This window comes from Sorangium sp. So ce394 (genome assembly GCF_051474665.1).
Lineage (GTDB): Bacteria > Myxococcota_A > Polyangia > Polyangiales > Polyangiaceae > Sorangium > Sorangium cellulosum_D.
In genome coordinates this window covers 95,133-114,796 of sequence record NZ_CP150339.1, presented here as the reverse complement: position 1 = coordinate 114,796, position 19,664 = coordinate 95,133, and the positions used below count along the sequence as shown (strand labels likewise).

Genomic DNA, 19,664 nt, shown 5'->3' with positions numbered 1-19,664 from the left:
CCCGTCAAGGACGGATCCACCACCCCCGCAAGCTCTCTCTCCTCTCCCCCCTAGCCCCTCTCCCCCCCTCCCCGCGTGCTTGCTCCGTGGGATCCATGCGATGGTCGCCGCATGGCAGAGGTCCACGTCAACGTCTACATCCACGCCCCGCTCGAGCGCGTCTTCGACGCGGTGGCCGATCACGAAAGCTTCCTTCGCTCCGAGGACGGCACCCGCACGACGCTCATCCGGCCGGGGCTCACCGAGCGCAACGGCCTCGGCGCCCTCCGCGAGGTGCGCGTCGGGAAGCGGATCCGCTACGTCGAGGAGATCACGGCCTTCGAGCGCCCCGCCTCGTTCGACTACCACATCCTCGAGAGCAGCCAGCCGCTCCGGCACCACGGCTCACGTCTCCGCTTCACCTCGCGCGGCGACGGCACCGAGGTCGACTGGACATCACGCTTCGAGGTCCCGCTGCCGCTCGTCGGCGACCTCCTCGGCTCGCTCGCCAGGCGCTTGTTCACCGCGGCGTTCACCGAGCTGCTCCTCGCCGAAAAGGCGCGCCTCGAGGCCTCGCAGCCCAAGCCCGCCGCATGACGCGCCCGCGGCCCCTCCGGCAAGCCGGGGAGCTCCAGACCTAGAGGCCAGCCGCCTTGCACGCCTCGGCGTACTGGGCCGTGCAGATCTGCTCCTGGGTCCAGAACGCGTCCGCCATCACCCAGTCCTTCAGGTTCTCCTTGGTGACCGCCAGCGGGACCAGCAGCACCGACGGGACGTCCTTCGTCCCGTTGTTGACCGTCTTGCCGCCGGTGATGTCCGTGGGCACGGGCTTGCCCGTGGCGAGGTGGTACGCGATCACCGCCGCGGCCTCCGCCTGCGGCTTGATGGCCTTGTACACCGTCATGTACTGCTCGCCGAGGAGGATCCGCTGGACGGCGGCGAGCTCGGCGTCCTGGCCCGTCACGGGCGGCAACGGCTTGATACCGGCCGCCTTCATCGCGGCGATCGCCCCGCCGGCGGTCCCGTCGTTGGCCGCGTACACGCCGTCCACCTGGTTGTTCAGCGCGGTGAGGGCCTGGGTCATCTGGTCCTGCGCCTTGTCGGGGCTCCAGTCCGGCGTGTCGTACTCCTTGACCACCTGGACCTTGCCGTCGAGCGCGCCGTGCGCCCCCTTCTTGAAGGCCAGCCCGTTGTCGTCGGTCGCCGCCCCGTTGATCATCACCACGCGGGCCTTCGGCTCGTTGTCGAGCGCCGTCAGCAGCGACTCGCCCTGGAGCCTGCCCACCGCCTCGTTGTCGAACGACACATAGGAATCGATCGCGTCCGTGCCCGGGACGGGGCGGTCGTAGGCGATGACAGGCACCTTCTGGGCCTTGGCCTTGTTCGCGATGACGGCCGCCGACGCGCTGTCGACCGCGTCGAGGACGAGCACGCTCGCGCCGTTCGTCAGCGCCGCTTCGGCCTGCGCCTGCTGCTGCGAGGCGTCCTGGTTCGCGTTGCTCGCGAGGATCTGGCAGTCAGGACAGGCCGACGTATACCGTCACTGGAGCGTGCCGTCCACAGCCGCCGGCCCCCGGGGAGGGGCCGCGCTCGGCGAGGCCGAACCGGGTCTCGCCGAGCGCGTCGAGCGGGCGCCTCTGAGCGGGAAGTCTCCGAGCGGCCGCGCTACCGTGCGACGGCCCTCCGGGAGCGAGCTCCTCGGGGCAAGAAAGCGTGGATGACCCAATGCGAGAACCGAACTATCGACCTCACCATCTCCGGACCGTATCGCGCCTCGTCGAGCGGCTGAGCGCGGACCCGTGCTCCGTGGCCGTCATCGTCGGGGGCTCCCAGGCGAAGGGGCTGGCGAAGGAGACGTCCGACATCGATTTCTTCTGGGTGGTCACCGAGGAGGAGCAGAGGCGGCGTCACGCGACCGGCGAGCTCGTCTACGTCGCCTCGGACGAGGGCCTCGTGGACTATCCGGGCGGGTACGTCGACGGCAAGATCGTCAGCCTCGACCTGCTCCAGAAGACCCGCGAGCGCGGCAGCGAGCCGGCGCGCTCGGCGTTCCTGGGCGCGACGGTCGCCTGGTCGCGGCTCCCGGAGATCGACGGCCTGGTGCGCGCGATCTCGGCCTATCCCGAGCACGAGCGCGCGCACAAGATGCTTGGCTTCATCGCCCAGCTGGAGGCGATGCGGTATTATCTCGAGTCGGCGGAGCAGCACGACAACCGCTATCTCCTGACCTGGGCCGCGGCGCGCGCGGTGCTCTTCGGCTACCGGCTGATCCTGGCGCACAACCGCATCCTGTATCCATACCACAAGTGGGTGAGGGCCTTCGTGGCGGACGCGCCCGACAAGCCGGCGGATCTCCTGCGCCTCGCCGACGAGCTCATCGGCGCGCCGGGCAAGCGCACGGGCGAGGCGTTCTGCGGCGCGGTGCTCTCGTTTCGTGACTGGGAGAGACCCGCCCAGTGGCAGACGCGGTTCATGGAAGACTCCGAGCTCAACTGGCTCCATGCGCCGCCTCCGCTGGAGGACGCGTGAGGCAGCCCCGCGGGCCGGGCCACAGGCGGCGAGGACGCGAGCGCTCCCCGGCATCGGCCCGTGTTGTTCGCCTACCTGTGCGCATATCTGTGCACAGGTAAACTCCGAAAACTCCAAAAACGCCAAAGCTGGCTACGACATCAGCAGAAATGTACCGGGGTAGCCCTGTCCCTGCGCCCAAACTTCTTGCTGGAGACCAGGGGATCTGGTTAAACTCCCGAGCTCAACTTCCTTCCGTTCGACCTTCGGACACGGTTGGGCGCTCGCAGGAGTACTCAAGATGCGACCGACGGCAAGGTGTGCGTCGCTGCTCGGCCCGAAGGCGTCCGAAGCAGCTTGTAGCCGAGGTTTTCCGATGAAGATGTCAACGAGGGCAGGAGCGCCGCTCCTGCCGGGCAGTTGCAGCCATCGAGTCGGAGAATCGCGCTCCTGGTTGAGGGACTCGAGGGCTCTCTCCGCCGCCTCCCTCCTGATGCTCGCGGCGTGCGCCGAAGGCTCCAGCCTGGGCGGCGACGGCGGAGGGGGCGGGGGCAGCCCGACCTCGACATCGATCGGCGTGACCAGCTCGATCAGCGTGGGCTCCTCGGTGTCGACCTCGGGCAGCACGACCAGCTCCGCGACGAGCGGCACGTCCGGCTCCGGCGGCGGTGTCGCGAGCACGACGGTGAGCAGCTCGGCAGGCGGGGACGGCGGAGCCGGCGGCATCGGCGGGGCCGGCGGCGAGGGCGGCGCCGACGTGACGGCCACCACGGCGAGCAGCTCGGTCAGCACCACCGCGAGCAGCACCACCAGCTCCACCACGAGCAGCACCACCAGCGCCACCACGAGCAGCTCGGTCAGCACCACCGCGAGCAGCACCACCAGCGCCACGACGGGCGTCGGCGGCGGCAGCGCCACGAGCTCCACCACCGCGAGCTCCACCACCGGCGGCGCGACCACGCCGGCGCTCGAGCTGCAGTACGCGGCGAGGGAGACCGGCGCCGAGGCCCAGCAGCTGTCGTTCAAGGTCCGGATCAGGAACACGGGCGCTGAGCGCATCGCGCTCAGCGATCTGACGATTCGCTACTGGTTCACGGCCGACGTCGAGATGGTGGATCTCAAAAGCGAATGCGACTTCTCCGGGGTCACCGGCGGGTGCGCCAACGTCACGAGGGCGTTCCGCGCGGCGTCGGGCACGGACGCGGATCACTACCTGGAGCTCGGCTTCAGCGCCGCCGCGGGCAGCATCGATGCGGGCGCCACGTCCGGAGAGTCGCAGATCCGCATCTACAACAGAGAGGTCTACGACCGCATGACGCAGACCGACGACTACTCCTTCGAGGCGACGACGGCCTGGACGCCCTCGATGCAGATCACCGTCTACTACGACGGCGAGCTCGCCTGGGGCGTAGAGCCCTAGTCAGCACGACACCTCCTCCCCGACGGCCGGCCCGGGCGAAACACCGCGCGAGCGCGCTCCACGCCCGGCGCGCCGGACACGGATCTCCTGGCAGAGCCCTCGCCGCCGGACCACGACGGCCGTATTTCCAGACCATGTCCGCCTCGGGGACACCCCTGCACGCCCGTCGTTGCGCTGTGGCAGCCTGACACGCCGCGCGAGCACGCCACACCCAGCAACGCGCTCTCGCCTCTCCGGCGTTGCCGCGATGTAACCAAATTTCCAGGGAATTACGTCCTGCCGTGGGCCCCGAGGGTTTCTGCTCCGTCTGGAGACGGACAGCGCTGGCGGCATCATCCTTGAATAAGCAGCGTCCGGACTCTCAAATCTATGGACGCTACCGCGCTCGCCCCCCATCCGCCCCCGTCATCCCACATCCGGCCGTCGCAGGCCCCGAGCTCGCAAGATCCGCCGCGGAGCGGGCCGCGGCTCGGCCTCGGCCGGTTCGAGACGCTGAAGCGGCGCGCCGCAGGCACGCCGGGCCTCGTCAGCTTCGCGGGCGGGCTGCCGGCGCCGGGGGAGTTCCCGCGCACCAAGCTCGCGGCGTCGTTCGTCCGCGCGCTCCAGACCCCCAGCTGCCCGGCGCTCCAGTACGGCTGGCCCGAGGGCGACGAGGACCTCCGCTCCTGGATCGCCGGGCAGCTGCGGAGGCGCGGCGCCAGCGTCGCCGCCGACGACGTCATCGTGACGAGCGGCGCGCAGCAGGCCGTGTCGCTCGCCGCGCAGATGCTCCGCGGGCCGGGCGCCAGGATCGGCGTCGACCCCGAGAGCTACCCCGGGGCGCTCGAGCTGTTCCAGGCGCTCGGCGCGACGGTCGTCGACGACGGGCGCCACGTCGACGCCCACTACCTCATGCCCGCCGTCTCGAACCCGCGCGGCCGCAGGATGTCGCCCCGCGAGCGGGCCAAGGTCCTGTCGACCCTCCGGCCCGTCATCGAGGACGACGCCTACGCGGATCTCTGCTTCGACGGCCCCGCCCCGCGGCCGCTCCTGGCCGAGGCGCCCGATCGCGTGTTCCACGTCGGGACGTTCTCGAAGACGCTGTGCCCGGGGCTCCGCGTCGGCTGGCTCGTGCCCCCGCGCGCGCTCCGTGCCGACGTGCTCAAGCTCAAGCAAGCCGCCGATCTGCAGGCGGCCAGCTTGCCGCAGGCGATCCTGGAAGACTACCTCCGCAACGAGGACTTCGATCAGCGGCTCGTGCGCCTGCGCGAGTTCTACGCCCGCCGCGCCGCCCGCATGGAGCAAGCGCTCCGCCGGTACCTGCCCGGCTGGAGGTTCGAGCCGCCGGCGGGCGGCTTCGCGATCTGGGTCGAGCCCGACGCCGAGCCGAACGAGGCCTTCTTCCTGGCCGCCGCCATCGAGCACGGCGTCGCCTTCGATCCGGGGTCGCTGTTCCGCGCGAACGGCGCCGTGACCCCGTTCGCCCTCCGGCTGTGCTTCTCGTCCGTCGAGCGCGACGAGGACCTCGACGAGGGGATCCGCCGCCTCGCGCGGTGCTGGGCCGAGGTCGCGTAGCGCCGCCCGCGATCGCGGCCAGCGCCGCGCATCGCCCTCGTCCTCCCCTTCCCGGGCTTTTCCGGCGTCTCCCCCGCGGCGGGCGATTTCCCGCCTCGCGGCGCGGCGCGTCCGGCGTCGACAGACCGATCTTCGGCCCCAGAGATCGCGTCGAGGACATGATCACCTGGACCCGCCGCGCGACGCTCCGCGGGCGCCTCGAGCGCCTCGCCCTCCTGGCCCTCACGCTGGCGGCCCTGCTCGCGTCCGCGCCCCCCGCGCGCGCACGCGAGATGTTCTTCGATTACGGAGATCACTCGAGCGCCGAGGAGGCGCTCGAGTTCTCCGGGCTCCACCTTTCCCGCATCGTCTATTCGGAGCTCGGATGTCCGAGCCGCCCGGTATGGCTGACGCTCGACGCCACGCAGGGAGAGACGCTGCGCGTGCAGCTCGGCGTGCCGGAGATGGACGCGCTCCGCCGCGAGCGCCCCTCCCTCGCGCTGCTCGGCCCCGGCCTGCCCCGGGCCGCGGCGCTGCCCTTCGAGGCGCCCGCGGGGCTCGGCGCGCGGCTCTTCTCGACCGGGAGCGCCCGCGCGCCGGAGGTGGTCCACGAGCCCGTCACCGGCGCCCGCTCCTGGCTCCTGCTCGAGCTGCGGACGGAGGTGCCGGAGACCGGGAGCTACCACCTGGTCGCGTGGAGCCCGGAGGCGCGCCGCGTGCGGCTCTGGATCGCGCTCGGCGACGCGCCGAGCGAGGAGCTCAGCAACGTGGACGACCCCGAGGAGCGCGCGGTGGCGTTCCACCAGCCCTGGACGGCGCCCGATCTCGGCGCGACCTGCGCGCCCGGGCGCCCCGCGCGGCCCGGGGACGGCGCCTCGGCGGCGGCCTGCGCGCACGCGGCCGGCCCTGCGCGCGGCGCCCTGCCCGGCCTCGCGGCGGCGCTCGCCGTGGCCGCGGCGCGGCGCGCGCGCCGCCGCGACCGCGCGGAGCGCCGCGGCGGGCCGGAGCCGTGATCGGCGCCGCGGCCGGCGTCGCCGCGGGGCCGCTCACTGCTCCAGCGCGCCGCCCGGCTTGTGCGGGACGGGCGGACGGCGCTCGAGCAGCTCCCGCGCCGCGGCGCGGACGACCGCGGGCACGTCCGCCGCCGCCGCGAGCTGCAGGAGCTCGGGCCGCAGGAGGAGGCGCACCATGGGCACCGCGATCTCCGGCGGCGCGCCCGGGTTCTGCACGATCGCCATGCGCACCCGCGCGCGCTGGGGCCACTCGGGGTGCCGCGCGATCTCCGTCATGACCTCCGGGCTCGCCGGGCGCCGCGCCGCGAGCCGGACGACGTCATCCTCGGTCAGGCGCGGGTTCGCGAGCAGGTTGCGGATGACGAGCGGGTGCGGATCCCGCAGCAGGGCGTCGAAGGCGGCGCGCGTCGGCCGCCGCGCGAGCGCGCGCCGCTCGCCGAGCGTGAGCGCGCGGCCCGCGCCCGAGGTGGCCACCTGGCGCTCGTCGGGCGCCGGTGAGGCCGGCTGCGCCTCGCGCCGCCCCGCCTTGCGGCGCAAGAGCCGCGAGAGCGACAGGAGGGCGAGGGAGGCGGCGAGCTCCCGGAGCTGCGCGACGCGCTCGGAGAGCGCCGGATCCGCGAGGACCGGCACGACGGCGCCGAGCACGTCGCGCGCGGCGGGGTCGGCCTGCTCGGCGTCGCGGCACAGGTCGTCGAGCGCGCGGGCGACGGCGGCGGGCTCGGCGCGCAGCATCTCGCTCCGCAGGAACGCGACCCGCAGCCGGAGCTCTTTCACGGAAGAGACGGCCCGCCTCCATCGCTCCGCCAGCGGATCCACGCGCTCATGTTACTCCCCGCCGGCCCGGTGTGCAGCGCGTGCCCAGCATCTCGCGATGCGCGATGCACGATGCGCACCACGCGAGGCGCGGTTATCCTGCGCCGCGCCCGAGGGGGCGGCGGAGGCCGTGCCCCGCTCGTTCACTGGGGCCGGCGGAGGCCGTGCCCCGCCTTGAAAGGGAGGAGTCGCATGTCCGAGAAGGTTTCGTTCCCCGTGAAGGATGGGTCCTCGGCGACCGGCGAGATCGTCTGGCCGAAGCAGGGCGGCAAGGCGCCCGCCGTCGTGCTGATCCAGGAGTGGTGGGGCCTGAACGACCACGTCCGCTCGCTGCTCGATCGGCTCGCCGCCGCCGGGTTCGTCGCCCTCGCGCCCGACCTCTACCACGGCAAGGTCACCAAGGACGCCGCCGAGGCCAACCGGCTCATGACCGAGCTCGACAAGCCGCGCGCCCTCGAGGAGATCGCCGGCGCGGTCCGCTTCCTGTCGGCGCACGAGCGGTCGAACGGCAAGGTCGGCGTCATCGGGTTCTGCATGGGCGGCGCGCTCAGCTTCGCCGCCGCGGCGACGGTCCCGGAGCTCGCGGCCGTGGTGCCCTTCTACGGCGTCCCGAGCCCCGCGCCCGACTACACGCGCGTCAAGGCGCCGATCCTCGCCCACTTCGCCGCGCGCGACGGGTGGGCGACGCCCGCCGCCGCCGAGGCGATCCGGAGAGAGCTCACCGCCCGCGGCCAGTCCATGGAGCTCCACGTCTACGACGCCGACCACGCGTTCGCGAACGACACGCGCCCCGAGGTCTACAACGCCGATGCGGCCAAGATCGCGTGGGAGCGGAGCATCGAGTTCCTGAAGCAGCACCTCGGCTGAGCGCTGCGCCCCGGCGCCGCCCCGGAGACGGCTCGCCGCGCTCCGCGCCCCGCGCTGGTCAGACACGGACCGCCGAGCCGCCGCATTGCGACCGGGTCGGCCTTCTTTGCCGTCGCGCAACGAACCCTGATATAGACGCCTACATGGCCCTCCCCCCGGTGCTCCCGGGTTCGACCCACCAAGCGGAGTCGCCGATCGACCGAGCGCTCTCGCTCGCGCTCGCAGGAGAGCGCGACGCCGCGCTCCGTTGGGCCGCGGCGCTGGTCCGGCACGACCCGACCATGCCGTCTGCGCTCTGCCTCTGCGGCCGCCTCCTCGGCGAGCTGAACCGGCACGAGGCCGCGCGCGAGGCGTGCGCCACCGCGGTCGTCCGCGCCATCGATCTGGAGAACCTGCCGCTCGCCGTGGCCGCCGCGCGCGAGAGCGAGCGCTTCGGCGGCGATCCCGGCCCGGGCCTCGACCTCATCGCCGAGGCCTTTTGCCGGGACTCGCCGCGGCTCGGCGAGGGCGCGCCGCCGCCGCCGCCCCTGCCGACCGCCGAGGCGTTCCAGCCGCTCGCGTCCGTGCTCACCGGCGCGCTCCTGCTCAACAAGGCGACGGAGATCATCCACGACGCCACCCGCAGGCTCGCCGCCCAGGCCGACCACCCCGGGATCGCGCCCCAGCCGGTCTTCTCGTCCGTCGGGCGCGACGCGCTCCGCGCCCTGTGCGCCGCGTTCACGCCCATCTGGGTGGCGGCGGGGACGACCGTCATCGAGCAGGGCGCCGCGCGCAGCGAGGCCTACTTCGTCGCGCGCGGCGAGCTCGAGGCCCGGCGCCGGCGCGGCAGCGAGGAGATCGTCCTCGCGCGGCTCACGAACGGCGCCATGTTCGGCGAGATGGCGCTGCTCTCGCGGGCGCCGCGCACCGGCAGCGTCGTCGCCACACGGCCGTCCATCGTGCTCGAGGTGAAGCGCGACGCGATCGACGAGATCGCCCAGCGCGAGCCCGAGGTCGGCCTGGAGCTCGCCGCCTACTGCCGCGACCGCATGGTGGAGAACCTCGTCCGGATGAGCGACGTGCTCCGCGTCGTCCCCGACGCCGACCGGCCCGCGTTCGTGAAGCGGTTCCGCACCCGCACGTTCGAGAAGAACGAGCGGCTCCTCGTGCAGGACGAGCGGCCCCCCGGCCTGTTCCTCATCGCCTCCGGCGAGGTCGCCGTGGTCCGGCGCGACACCGCCGACGACGCCCACCTCGAGCCGCTCGTGCTCACCACGCTCGGCCCGGGCGACGTCGCCGGCGAGATCGCGATGGTCCTCCGCCGCGCGGCGAACGCCGACGTGATCGCCGTCCACCCCACCGTGGCGCTGTACCTGCCGGCCACCGAGTTCATGGGTCTGGTCGAGGATCACCCGGCCGTGCTGGCGCAACTCTACAAGCTCGCCGTCCAGCGCGACGAGGAGACCACGAGCATCATGGCCGAGGAGGTCTCCGTGGCCGAGGACTTCGTGCTGATCTAGGGCGCCGAACCGCTCGAGAGACGAAGAAATGCGCCATGGTTGGGCAGAGTTTTTGTTGTTGTTCCCTCTCTGCCTCTGTGGTTCAAACTCTCTGTTGCGCGGCGTTTCAACCTGTTCGGTGGTCTAGCAGCGTCCTGCGAGCCCGAGGTACGGGCGTCGATTGACGCTCCGCGCCATGGCCCGTAGACTTCCGGTCTATCCGTTGTTCTTGTTGATCAGCACTGAACAATTACCAGCGTAGGGTAGGCCACGCGCGCACGACAGGTCCTGCGACAATGACGACGAAGGCGTTCGGGCTGGAGGGACAGGTGCTGGTCGGCCGGTATCGGCTGATCCGCCCGCTCAGCTCGGGCAGCATGGGCACCGTCTGGCGCGCGGACGATCTCACGCTGGGCTCGCCGGTCGCGATCAAGATGCTCGGCCCGCTGTACGCGAAGGACGAGACGGTGCGCGCGCGCTTCTACCAGGAGGCGCAGGCGGCGGCGGCGCTCCGCAGCCCGCACGTCGTGCAGATCCTCGATCACGGCGTCGACAACGACGTCCCGTTCATCGCGATGGAGCTGCTCGAGGGCGAGGACCTCGCGCACCGGCTCCAGCGCGTCGGCCCGCTCTCGCCGGCCGAGACGGCGCGCATCTTCGCCGACGTCGCGCGCGCGGTCCGCAAGGCCCACGACGCCGGCATCGTCCACCGCGACCTCAAGCCCGACAACATCTTCCTCGCCCGCGACGACGACCGCGAGGTGGCCAAGGTCCTCGATTTCGGCGTCGCGAAGACGCGCCTGTACGGCAGCGAGGGCCTGGGGACGCAGGCCGGCGTGCTCATCGGGACGCTGCCGTACATGAGCCCTGAGCAGGCGCAGGGCGCGAACGTCGATTACCGATCGGACCTGTGGGCGCTCGGCGTCATCGCCTTCGAATGCGTGTGCGGCCGGGCGGCGATCACGGCCGAGGCGCCCGGCGCGATGATCCTCGAGATATGCAGTGACCCGCTCCCCGTCCCCTCGAAGGTGGCGCGCGTGCCCGTGCCGCCGGCGTTCGACGACTGGTTCCTGCACGCGTGCACCCGCGATCCGAGCGCGCGGTTCCCGTCGGCGACGGCGATGGTCGAGGCGCTGCGCGAGGCGCTCCTGCCGGGCGGCGAGGCGCAGGAGGCCGGGAGGGCGTCGCTGATCTCCGCCCCCGCCCCGGCCCCCGCCGCCGCGGGCGCCGCGCCGAGCTCCGTCCCGCCGGCGGACGCCGCGCCGGCATCCGCCCCGCCGGCATCTCCCGCGCCGGCGTCTGCCGCACCGGCATCTGCCGCACCGGCATCTGCCGCACCGGCATCTGCCGCACCGGCATTTGCCGCCCCAGCGTCCGCCGCACCGGCATCTGCCGCCCCGGCGTCCGCCGCGCCGGCGTCCGCCCCGCCGGTCTCCGTCTCGCCGGGCGGGGGCGCGGCCTCGCCGCCGGTCGTCGACGAGGGCGCGGAGGTCGACTGGCCGCCTCGCCGCGTCGCGCCCGTCACCGCCCTCGTGCTCGCCCTCGCGGCCTCGGTCCTCGGCGTGGCGCTCTTCGTGGGCTGGCGCGCGCTGGGCAGCGACCCGACCGCGCGCCAGCAGCCGTCCGGCGCGGCGTCGTCGAAGGCGCCCGCGCTCGAGGCGCAGGCGGCCGCTCCTCCGGCGAACGCGCCGCCACCGGAGGCAGCTCCGGCCAGCGGATCGCCCGAGATCGCGCCCTCCCGCGAGGCGACTGCGGCGGCCACCGCGGCGCCCTCGGCCACGGCCGCCGCGGCGCCCCCGGCCGCTGCCGACAGCGCCGCCCCCGCGCGAGCCTCCCGAGCGCCCGCCGCGGCCGCATCGTGGGCCGCGTCGGCGCCCGATCGGCCGAGCAAGGCCGCCCCGTCCGCGCAGCGGACCAGGGCCGCGGCCGTGCCCTCGGCCTCCAGCGTGGCGCGGCCCTCGGCCTCCAGCACGGCGCGCCCCTCGGGCTCCAGCCCGCCGCGGACCAAGGCCGACCGCCTCGGCTTCTGAGGAGACGCATGCACCCGCGCTTGAGGGCCCTCGGCACCGCCACCGTCGCGTTCGCGCTCGCGCTCGCCGCCGCGCCCCCCGCGCGCGCGGCCGACGTCGACCCGGCCACCGTCAACGCTGCCCGGGCGCTCGCGGAGGAGGGCCTCGAGCTCTACGACCGGGGCGAGTACGCGGCGGCGCTCGACAAGCTCGGGCGCGCGGAAGAGCTGATCCAGGCCCCCACGATCGGCCTGTACGCGGCGCGGTGCCTCGAGCAGCTCGGTCGCCTCATCGAGGCCTCCGAGCGCTACCTGCAGGTGAGCCGCACGGCGCTCGAGGCCTCGGCGAGCGACGTCTTCAAGGCGGCCGTCGCCGACGCCGAGAGGGCCTATCGCGATCTCAAACCGCGCATCCCCAAGCTGGCAGTCGGGGTGCGCGGCGCCCCGGAGCGCGAGGTGCAGATCGCCGTCGACGGCAAGCCGATGCCGCCCGCGCTCGTGGGGGTGAGCCGGCCTGTCGATCCCGGCAAGCACCTCGTCGAGGGCGCGTGGGCGGGCCGGGTCGTCCGGCAGGAGGTCACGCTGGCGGAGCGCCAGGAGGCGTCGGTCGCGCTCGCGTTCCCCGAGGTCCGCCGTCCCCCCGCCCCCGCGCCCGCCGGCCCCGCGTCGCAGGGCGTCGCGCAGCGCGTGCTCGGCTGGTCTGCGCTGGGCACGGGCGCGGCGGCGCTCGTCGTCGGCGGCGTCACGCTCGGCGTGACCCTCGCCCTGCGCGGCGATCTCATCGACCTCGGGTGCACCGAGAAGGTCGAGTGCCCGGACACGCCGAAGACGCGCGACAAGCTGGGCTCGTACAACAGCACGCGCCTCATCCCCGCGCCGGCGTTCATCGTGGGCGGGGCGCTCGCCGCTGGCGGCGCGGCGCTGCTCCTCACGCTGCCGGCCGCGGCGAAGCCCAGGGACGCGGCGGTGCGTCCGTGGATATCGCCGTGGGGCGCTGGGATCACAGGGGTGTTCTGATGAGACGCAGCGGCTACTTGGTGCTCTTCGGCGCGCTCGGCGTGGCCGGCGCGCTCGGCGGATGCTTCGACAAGGGCGTGATCGCGATGAACGGCGGCGGCGCGGCCGGCGCCGGCGGCACGGGCGGCACGGGCGGCCTGGGCGGCGACGGCGGCGCGGGCGGCGGCGTCGGCGGGGCGACGACGAGCGCCTCCACGGGCGACGAGCCCTGTGTGTCTTGTTATGACGGTCCCCCCCTCACCTTGAATGTCGGCGAGTGCAAGGACGGCTGTCTGCGCGACGGGGTGTGCGTCGATCAGGTGGTCCCCACGGCCGAGGGGTGCGCGACGGAGGCCATGGACGAGAGCTGCGACGGTGAGCCGAAGTGCACCGGAAAGCTCGAGTGGAGCATCAAAATCGGGGAGAGCGGCGCGCAGTACGGCCATGACATCGCCTTCGACGGGGAGGGAAACCTCCTGGTCGCGGGGCGGTTCACCGGGAACGTGGGCTTCGCCACCGACCAGGGCTCGACCGACGCCTTCGTCGTCAAGCTCGACCCGACCGGGGCCAGGATCTGGGGGAAGGCGTTCGGGGGGAACGGCTCCGATGCCTGCACCCGCCTTGCGTACACGAAGGACGGCGGCGTGATCGTGGCCGGGACCCACGACAACACCCTCCGTATCGACGGGACGCCGCTCGACAACGACACCGGCACGGACGACGTGTTCGTGGCGAAGCTCGATGCGAACGGCGCCCTTGACTGGATGAATAGCATCAGCGGTCGCGCGGCCAACACGGTCCAGGGGCTCGCCGTGGACGCCGAGGGCAACATCTTCGTCGCTGGCAGTTTTATCGATCGCACCAGGGTGTTCGGAGCGAAGGACCTGGTCAGCCGCGGCGGAGAGGACATCTTCGTCGCCAAGATAGACGCGGGGGGGAACCACGTCTGGAGCTTCAACTTCGGCAATCAGAGCGAACAGGTCGCCCTCGACGCCGCAGCCACGCCCGATGGCGGCGTGGTCCTGGTCGGCAGCCTCGCGGGGGAGATGAGCTTCGGGGACAAGCCCGTCATCCCCCGCGGCTACGACGCCTTCATGGTCAAGCTCGACAGGGACGGGGTGCCGCGCATCGCCAAGAGCTTCGGCGATGACATGGCGCAGGAGTTCGTGTCGGTCGCGGTGGACGCCCAGGGAGGCATCGTCGTCGCGGGGAGCACCTACGGAACGATGAACATCGATGGGTCCACCTCGCAGTATGGTGGAGGGGCCGACGCGGTGGTCGCCGCCTTCGACCGCGACGGCAAGCCTCGCTGGAGCCGTCAATTCGGGAATCAGGACGATCAGAAGGCGCTCGGGGTGGCGGTCGACCAGGTGGGCAACGTCGTCGTGGTCGGAGAATTCGCGCGCTCGATGGATCTCGATTCTCGACACCTCGAGTCGCGCGGCGGCAAGGACGCTTTCCTTGCGAAGTTCACACCGGACGGCACGACGGTCTGGGCCATCTCGTTCGGCGATTCGATGGCGCAGAGCGCAGCGGACGTCGCGGTGGGCGCGCTCGGCGTCATCGCGCTGACGGGCAATTTCGAAGGCAGCATCGATCTCGGGGGAGCCCCGCTGGCGAGCGTCGGGGGCCCCGACGCGTTCGTCGCCAAGCTGCAGCCCTGACGTCCGCCCCGCGGCGACGCGCGCTCCGCCCCCCCCGCTGGCGCCCTTCCTGCATTCCTGCGGATCGAGGTCTGCTCGCCGCCGCATGCTCGTGCAGCCAAGCTCGAATCGCGGGAACCGTACGGGAACGGCCATGGGGTGATGGCGTAGCCCTGAGCATGCGCCGACCGGCATTCCAGTGAAGATGCGCCGGTACACATCCATTGACATCTCTCGGTCGTTGACCAAATTGGCGCGAGGCCTCCTCGCGCTGCATTGAGCAAAGGCGGATCTCCGTACCCGCAAGCAGCACGAGAGTCCGACGCGCGGGGGCAGGACGTCCAGTGGACCAGGGGGACACATGGAGGTCCGGTGAGAGCTCCATGTACCAGAACAACTGATCCACCGGATCGAGCGCGACCCGCCTCTGGATCCTCTCGAGATCTCCTGCGTCGCTCGCATTCGAGCGCTTTCCGGGGGCGCGCGCGGCGCGGTGGCGAGCTCCTCGCACCGGGCACCACATTTGCCTGCCGAGGAACCGCTCACGGAGGAGGAGGTCTCGCGCGATGATCAACACTCAAGAGAGGCCGGGGTCGCTGCCCTATACCCCCGTCACACCAGGGGCGCTGCCCTATACCCCCGCCACGCATGCTCAGGGGACGAGGACGGGCGTCCACGCGGCGGTCCAGGTCAGCCCCAGCATCGCGCCGGTGGCGGCCAGCGTGCCGCCCATGTCGTCCTCCTCGGGGGACCTGGACCGCGAGCTCGAGGCGCTCGCCCAGGGCGTGCGGCAGAAGCGGCGGAGCCGGCTCGCGGTCGGCATGGGCCTGATCATCGCGGCCGCGGCTGCGGTCGCGGTCACCACCTTCGCCGGCAAGGTGAAGGAGGCCGAGGCGGCCCAGGCCGAGGCGGTCGCCGCGCGCATCGCCGAGCAGGACAGGATCGCGCAGCTCAACCTGGAGCTCGAGGCGCGGAACAAGAAGATCTCCGAGCTGACCCTCGCGCTCGACACGGCCAAGAGCGACGCCGAGAAGGCGCAGAAGGCGTTCGCCGCGTACAAGGCGGCGGAGGAAGCGAAGGCTGCGGCCGAGGCCGAGGAAGACGAGGCCGACGCGAAGACGTCGAAGCTCTCGCCCAAGGCGGCCGCGGTCAAGGGCGGCCGGTCGGCGGCGGCCAAGGCAGCGCGAGGCGCCCGCGCGGGGGTGGCGAAGAAGGGCAAGTGCGTGTGCAAGCAGGGCGACCCGCTCTGCGGCTGCCTGTGAGCGGCAGCGCGCCGCCTGTCCCGTGAGCGGCAGCGCGCCGCCTGTTCCGTGAGCAAAAGCTCGCGGCCCCTCCCCCTCCAGACCCGCTGACAGCATGACGACACCGGCGGAGGCCGCGCGGCGCGGGCCGCGCGGCGGAACCGGGGTCATGGCGGCCGCCGAGGCGCGCTGCGCCGGAGAGCGCAGCGCCTCGGCCGAGGCTCGCTCACGGCACGTTCGCCGCGCCGGGCGTGATCGTCTCGGAGAACGCCCAGTCGGCGGCGGCCTGGTTCGTGTCCGTCCCGTCGGGCACGCGGCAGAGCGAGCCGGGAGCATCGTTGACGTCCGCCACGGAGGCAGGCAGCGGCGCGCCCTCGACGAGGCTCACGCTGGCCTCCCCGATCGTGACCGCGGTGATGCTCCCCTCGTAGGAGAGCGCGTCGATCAGGGCGCCCGTCGTCGTGTTCACCAAGGCGATCCCGTCCGGCGCTCCGTTCTGCACCCGGTTGCTCTGCTCGTCGCCCGAGAACGCGATCTTCAGCGCGCCCTCCGGCACCACGCCCGGTTGGGTGTCGCTGCCGACCACCGCCGTGCTGCCAACCACGAGATACTGGCCCACCGCGAGCGTCCCGGCAGGGCTCAGATCGAACGTCTCGTAAACGGAGCCAGGCGCTCTCGCGCCGTTGATCAACACGATCGCGTGACCCGCGAGGTCCACCGGCGCGCCGGTGCCGTTGTAGATCTCGATGAACTCGGCACCATCGGTGTCCTCCTGATCGTAATCCACCTCGTTGATCACGAGCGCTCCCGCCACCGTCACCACCTCGACGGTCGCGGTGAGCGAGCTCTCCCCGAGCGTCGCCGTCACCGTGACGCCGGCGCTCGAGCCGCCGTCCACGTAGTCGAACGTGGCGCTCTGCTGCCCGGCCGGGATCGTGACCGACGCCGGCAGGGTGCCAGCGTCCGGCGGGTCGAGCGCGAGCGCCACGACCGCGCCGTCCGGCGGCGCCGGGATGTCGAGCGCCACGGTGAACGACGCCGTGCCGCCCGGCGCCGCCGTGGCCGACGACGGGTCGAGCGCCGCCAGCGCCGGCGCCTGGGCCGGGTCGAGGACGCGCACCGTCGCGGGGAGGCTCACGACGTCGAGGGCCGCGGTGAGCGTCACCGCCTCTGCCGCGGCGACGGCGTCGAGCAGCACGGGGGCGCTCGTCGCGCCGGCGGGCACGGTCACGCCGCCGCCCACCACCGCGAGCGCCGCCGGATCGCCCGAGGTCACGGCCACGAACATGTCGGCCGGCGCCGGCCTGGAGAGCGTCACCTCGAGCGGCGCCGGCACGGTCTGCGCCCCGGTCTGCCCCGCGTAGACGAACGACGCCGCCGGCCCGAACGCCGCGAGCCGCGGCGGACCCGGCACGAGGTCTTCCGCGCTGCGCGGCTCGATCTTCGAGTTGTCGTTCCGGTAATCGAGGATGCCGCGGATGCTCGCGAAGCGGTCGCCGACCACCGGGAACGGGTCGGCCAGGTACAGCAGGTCGTTCACGCGCAGATCGCCCGTGACGAAGAACTCGTTGTACATGGTCTCGAGCCCGGTCACCCTGACGTCCGCCACCTCGACGAGCACGCCCTCGAGCTCGGCGGCCCGCGCCCCGCGGGTGGCGATGTCGGCCGGCGCGACCGGCTCCGGCGCCGGCGCCGCCTCGCCGAGCGACGCGATCACCTCGACCACGGCGGATCCGAGCTGGATCTGGCCGTAGAAGTTCGTGACCGCCGCGCTCGCGATCCGCACGCGATCGCCCGCGACAACGGCGTTCTCCGGGCTGTAGACGTAGACGCCGGAGTACGCGGGCCCCGCGTACTCCGGGTCCCCGGGCTTGACCTGCACGAAGAACCCGCTCGCGTGCTTCGCCGTCACGAGCACGTTCTCCAGGGCCACCACCATCCCCTCGGCGACGGTGCCGTCCTTGATGTCGTAGATCGACACAGGGCAGCCCTGCACTCCCAAGTTCGCGTCCGCCGGGCAGAGGTCGCACGGATCGCCCTTGCCGTCGCCATCCATGTCGGCCTGGTCGGGGTTCTCGAGGCTCGGGCAGTTGTCCGCGCCGCTCTCGACGCCGTCGCCGTCGCCGTCGTGCGGGTTCGGCGCCGAGCAGAGGGTGCTGCCCGCGTCGACCGGGCACGCGTCGCAGGCGTCGCCCTCGCCGTCGCCGTCGGTGTCGGCCTGCGCCCCGTCGTCGAGCGGCCGGATGGGGTTGAAGACGCTCGGGCAGTTGTCCGCGCCGTTCTCGATGCCGTCGCCGTCGAGGTCCTCGTCCGTCGGCTGCCCGGTGTAGACGGTCGAGCCGTTCACCGAGGCGTTCACGGGCGCGGTCGCCGCGCGCGACGGGGTGCAGAGCGGCTCGCGCTCGGGCTCGTCGCAGAAGAAGGGCGGGTAGATCTCGCCCACCTCCCGCTCGAGCTGCTCCAGCCCCATCCCGATCTCGTCCTGCAGACAGACCTGCTTCGCGACGCCGCACACGTCGAGCTCGTCGCAGACCTCCGCGCCCCGGACCGCGGCCACCACGGCCGCGTCGCCGTAAAGGACCTTCCCGCCGCGCATCACGAGCACGACGTCCTCGGGATCGGCGGCGACGATCGCGCGGTGATCGGCGCGCTCCGCGCCGTTGAAGACGGCGATGTCCGCGACCTTCCCGAGCGACAGCGCGCCGATGACCTCGTCGGTGGCCGTGACCGAGGCGGCGCTCCCGGTCACCATCCTCCACAGCTCCTCGTCGGTGAAGAAGCCGTCGTAATACACCTCGTTGAGCGCCGCCGCGCACCGGAGCTCGCGCAGGAGGTTCATCGATCCGGTCGCGATCCAGTCCGTGCCGAGGGCGATCTGCACCCCGAGGCGGGCGGCGGCGGTGACCACGGCCGTGTCGCCGTAAAGGGTGATGTTGGAGCGCGGAGACCAGATGAGCGCCGTCCCGTTCTCCGCCATGGCCGCGTAGTCGGGCGCGGTGAGGCCGATCCCGTGGATGTACGCGCTCTGCGGCTTCAGCACGTCGTTCGGCGCCGTCTGCAGGCAGACGAACTCGTTGCGCGCCGACGCCTCGATCCCCTCGGCCACGTGCGGGCAATAGGCGGCCTCTCCCTCGATGTCCTCCCCTCTCACCATGTCGTTCGAGTAGCCGCAGCCGCTCACGAGCTCGCGGCCGCTCGAGTCGCGGAGCGGGAAGGTGTCGAAGAGGACCGAATCCTGCGCCAGGCCTTCCTGATCGCCCCGGTCCAGGTTCCGGAGGAGCCCGGTCGCGCTCCCCGAGCCGACGATCGACGTCGCGCCGCCCATCAGGAAGCGGAGCTCGCCCCACCGGATCTGCGCCTGCGTGGCCGAGCCCGGCGTGTCGATCTTCGTGTGGTCGTCACGGCCGGTGCGCCAGTCGTGCCGGTGCTCGTAGCGCTCCTCCGTCGGGGTATACGGGCTGTTCTGCGTGAACGTGAGGTGATCGTGCGTGTTGATCAGCGAAGGGGAGATGACGCCCTTCGGGCACGTGATCACCGTCGCGCCCGCCGCCTCGCAATCGCAGCCGACGCACGCGATCGTGCCCCGCTCGTCCACGAGCACCCGGCCGCCGCGGTACACCGCGCCCGGGGCGAGCACGACGCCCTGGATCAGCGTGGCGCCCGCGCCGGGGACCACATCGCACGTCCCGTGCGCGACCGGCGGGATCTCCCCGCAGGCGATCTCCAGGAGCTTCGACTTCGTGCAGTCGACCTCGCAGCCGTCGGCGGCCGCGACGTTCCCGTCGTCGCACTGCTCGCCCGGATCGACGACGCCGTCCCCGCAGCGCGGCGGCACCTCGATCTCGCACTCCGCCGAGCAGCCGTCGCCGCCGTCCGCGTTGCCGTCGTCGCACGCCTCGCCCGCGTCGAGCGCGCCGTCGCCGCAGCGGGGCCGCGGCGCCTCCTCGGGATGGCACGTCGGCGAACAGCCGTCGCCCTCCGCCGTGTTGCCGTCGTCGCACACCTCCCCCGCGTCGACCACGCCGTCGCCGCACACGCCGGCGGGGGTGTCGCCTCCGTCGTCGTCCCCGCAGCCGTTCCAGAACACGAGGCCCACGAGCACGGCCATCAGCCGCGCGAAGCGCATCGATCGGTGAGGCATGGCGCCAGTGTAGGCGATGCCCGC

Annotated in this window: 15 protein-coding genes; 11 read left to right on the top strand and 4 right to left on the bottom strand. The window is 72.7% G+C overall.

Features of this window, described 5'->3' with window-relative positions; translation table 11 throughout:
* Positions 1-111 precede the first annotated feature (111 nt).
* Entirely contained in the window at positions 112-576 is a 465-nt protein-coding gene (locus WMF33_RS00405) for an SRPBCC family protein (protein WP_437335266.1), read from the top strand.
* Between the two features lie 40 nt (positions 577-616).
* Here WMF33_RS00405 and WMF33_RS00400 read toward each other — a convergent pair whose 3' ends face one another.
* Complete coding sequence (locus WMF33_RS00400; protein ID WP_437339594.1) at positions 617-1,489, bottom strand: sugar ABC transporter substrate-binding protein; 873 nt, start codon at positions 1,487-1,489, stop codon at positions 617-619.
* Positions 1,490-1,704: 215 nt separating this feature from the next.
* Here WMF33_RS00400 and WMF33_RS00395 point away from each other — a divergent pair, with 215 nt between their 5' ends.
* Positions 1,705-2,508, top strand: a complete 804-nt coding sequence (locus WMF33_RS00395; RefSeq protein WP_061629859.1) for a nucleotidyltransferase domain-containing protein — start codon at positions 1,705-1,707, stop codon at positions 2,506-2,508.
* Positions 2,509-2,640: 132 nt separating this feature from the next.
* Here WMF33_RS00395 and WMF33_RS00390 read toward each other — a convergent pair whose 3' ends face one another.
* Complete coding sequence (locus WMF33_RS00390) at positions 2,641-3,531, bottom strand: hypothetical protein (RefSeq protein ID WP_437339606.1); 891 nt, start codon at positions 3,529-3,531, stop codon at positions 2,641-2,643.
* On the opposite strand from WMF33_RS00390, the gene WMF33_RS00385 reads away from it, so the two are divergent.
* The 3 genes from WMF33_RS00385 to WMF33_RS00375 all read left to right on the top strand — a co-directional run bounded on the left by WMF33_RS00385 (position 3,461) and on the right by WMF33_RS00375 (position 6,453).
* A complete protein-coding gene (locus tag WMF33_RS00385) occupies positions 3,461-3,907 on the top strand; it encodes a cellulose binding domain-containing protein (protein WP_437339593.1) in 447 nt (148 codons plus the stop codon). The genes WMF33_RS00390 and WMF33_RS00385 overlap by 71 nt on opposite strands.
* A gap of 369 nt (positions 3,908-4,276) precedes the next feature.
* Positions 4,277-5,461 (top strand): PLP-dependent aminotransferase family protein, encoded by a 1,185-nt coding sequence (locus WMF33_RS00380; RefSeq protein WP_437335265.1) that lies wholly within the window; start codon positions 4,277-4,279, stop codon positions 5,459-5,461.
* 158 nt (positions 5,462-5,619) lie between these two features.
* Entirely contained in the window at positions 5,620-6,453 is an 834-nt protein-coding gene (locus tag WMF33_RS00375; protein ID WP_437335264.1) for a hypothetical protein, read from the top strand.
* A gap of 33 nt (positions 6,454-6,486) precedes the next feature.
* On the opposite strand, the gene WMF33_RS00370 is transcribed toward WMF33_RS00375, so the two are convergent.
* Positions 6,487-7,227, bottom strand: a complete 741-nt coding sequence (locus WMF33_RS00370; RefSeq protein ID WP_437335263.1) for a hypothetical protein — start codon at positions 7,225-7,227, stop codon at positions 6,487-6,489.
* A 231-nt stretch (positions 7,228-7,458) separates the two neighbouring features.
* Between WMF33_RS00370 and WMF33_RS00365 the strand changes: the two genes are divergently transcribed.
* The 6 genes from WMF33_RS00365 to WMF33_RS00340 all read left to right on the top strand — a co-directional run bounded on the left by WMF33_RS00365 (position 7,459) and on the right by WMF33_RS00340 (position 15,520).
* Positions 7,459-8,133, top strand: a complete 675-nt coding sequence (locus WMF33_RS00365; RefSeq protein ID WP_437335262.1) for a dienelactone hydrolase family protein — start codon at positions 7,459-7,461, stop codon at positions 8,131-8,133.
* A gap of 143 nt (positions 8,134-8,276) precedes the next feature.
* Positions 8,277-9,632, top strand: a complete 1,356-nt coding sequence (locus tag WMF33_RS00360; protein WP_437335261.1) for a cyclic nucleotide-binding domain-containing protein — start codon at positions 8,277-8,279, stop codon at positions 9,630-9,632.
* A 275-nt stretch (positions 9,633-9,907) separates the two neighbouring features.
* On the top strand, positions 9,908-11,641 hold the full coding sequence (locus WMF33_RS00355) for a serine/threonine-protein kinase (protein ID WP_437335260.1): 1,734 nt from the start codon (positions 9,908-9,910) through the stop codon (positions 11,639-11,641).
* 8 nt (positions 11,642-11,649) lie between these two features.
* Positions 11,650-12,636, top strand: coding sequence for a tetratricopeptide repeat protein (locus WMF33_RS00350; RefSeq protein ID WP_437335259.1), 987 nt, complete (start codon positions 11,650-11,652; stop codon positions 12,634-12,636).
* A complete protein-coding gene (locus tag WMF33_RS00345) occupies positions 12,636-14,279 on the top strand; it encodes an SBBP repeat-containing protein (protein ID WP_437335258.1) in 1,644 nt (547 codons plus the stop codon). Before WMF33_RS00350 ends, WMF33_RS00345 begins: the two co-directional genes overlap by 1 nt.
* A 545-nt stretch (positions 14,280-14,824) precedes the next feature.
* On the top strand, positions 14,825-15,520 hold the full coding sequence (locus tag WMF33_RS00340; RefSeq protein WP_437335257.1) for a hypothetical protein: 696 nt from the start codon (positions 14,825-14,827) through the stop codon (positions 15,518-15,520).
* Between the two features lie 205 nt (positions 15,521-15,725).
* On the opposite strand, the gene WMF33_RS00335 is transcribed toward WMF33_RS00340, so the two are convergent.
* Positions 15,726-19,640 (bottom strand): lamin tail domain-containing protein, encoded by a 3,915-nt coding sequence (locus WMF33_RS00335; protein ID WP_437335256.1) that lies wholly within the window; start codon positions 19,638-19,640, stop codon positions 15,726-15,728.
* Positions 19,641-19,664: the final 24 nt, after the last annotated feature.